Source organism: Bacteroides sp. ET71 (assembly GCF_023336905.1).
Classification (GTDB): domain Bacteria; phylum Bacteroidota; class Bacteroidia; order Bacteroidales; family Bacteroidaceae; genus Bacteroides.
This window is the reverse complement of record NZ_JAMBLS010000094.1, coordinates 1-1,196: the sequence shown is the minus strand read 5'-3', so window position 1 is coordinate 1,196 and position 1,196 is coordinate 1. Positions and strand designations below refer to the sequence as shown.

The 1,196-nt window shown below is 58.7% G+C and carries 2 protein-coding genes; both read left to right on the top strand.

Annotated elements, in window-relative coordinates:
• Positions 1-661: conjugative transposon protein TraM (gene traM / locus M3090_RS15290; protein ID WP_249057698.1), on the top strand; the 661-nt coding region annotated here is incomplete at its 5' end.
• A gap of 31 nt (positions 662-692) precedes the next feature.
• The coding region (locus M3090_RS15285; RefSeq protein ID WP_249057702.1) for a DUF4138 domain-containing protein at positions 693-1,196 on the top strand (504 nt) is incomplete at its 3' end.

Here is a 1,196-nt window from a genome sequence, read left to right as displayed (position 1 = left end):
TGGTGGCGGAGCGAAGTCCGTACCCGTAACGGAAACGAAGGGAAGGACGGTCAGCCCGGTCACACAGGTGGCGGAGCAGGTCGTGTCGATGCTGGCCCAACCGATGTCCGATGCCGAGTTCATGGAGCGGTACAGCCGTCCGCACAACATGGGGTTCCATACCGTGTCGGACCATGCGGGCGTATCGGCCCGGAACAGCATCCGTGCCTGCATCCGGCGCACGGTCACGGTAAGCGACGGCAAGGAGGCGGAAATCCGCCTGCTGGAGCCGGTCGATGTCGGGGGCATGTATGTCCCGGCCAACACCGTGCTGACCGCCACGGCACGCATCAACGGGGAACGCATGGAGCTGACCATCAGCTCCATCGCCTATAAGGGGACGGTCGTGCCGGTGGAATTGGAAGTGTATGACCCAAGCGGCATGAAAGGCATTTCCGTGCCGGGGTCGCAGGAACTGACCGCGCTCAAGGAGATGGCGGCCAACATGGGTTCCACGATGGGCAGCAGCATCAACATCTCCACCAATGCCGGGGCGCAACTGGCCTCGGACTTGGGACGCGGCGCGATACAGGGGCTGTCGCAATACCTCGCCACGAAGTTCCGCACCGTCAAGGTAACGCTCAAGGCGAACCACGCGGTACTGCTCGTGGCAAAGAAATAACTTTATGTATCACTATTATTCACAAGGAAGAATGAAGAAAATCATGCTTATGGCGGCTCTCATGGCCGCAATGACCCAAGCCCATGCGCAAAGGGTCGTGGAAGAAACCGACTTGAAAGAAACGGAAGAAACAGTAGGACAAACTGAAACGGGCGATGATGGGGTAAAACAAAGCCCGTCCACCGGTGATTTGTTCGACGGGCTGACGCGCCCGATAACTTTCGACCGGATGATACCCCCGTATGCGCTGGAGGTTACGTTTTACAAGACCGTGCATATCATCTTTCCCGCCACCATCAAATATGTGGACTTGGGTTCCGCCGACATCATCGCGGGCAAGGCGGACGGCTCGGAGAACGTACTCCGGGTGAAGGCCGCCCTGCGCGACTTCTCCCGCGAAACCAATCTGGCGGTGATAACCGAGGATGGAAGCTACTATACCTTCAACGTGAAGTATGCCGACGAGCCGACCAAGCTGAACATCGAGATGAAGGACTTCCTGCACGACGGGGAGGCGGTGAACCGCCCGAACAAC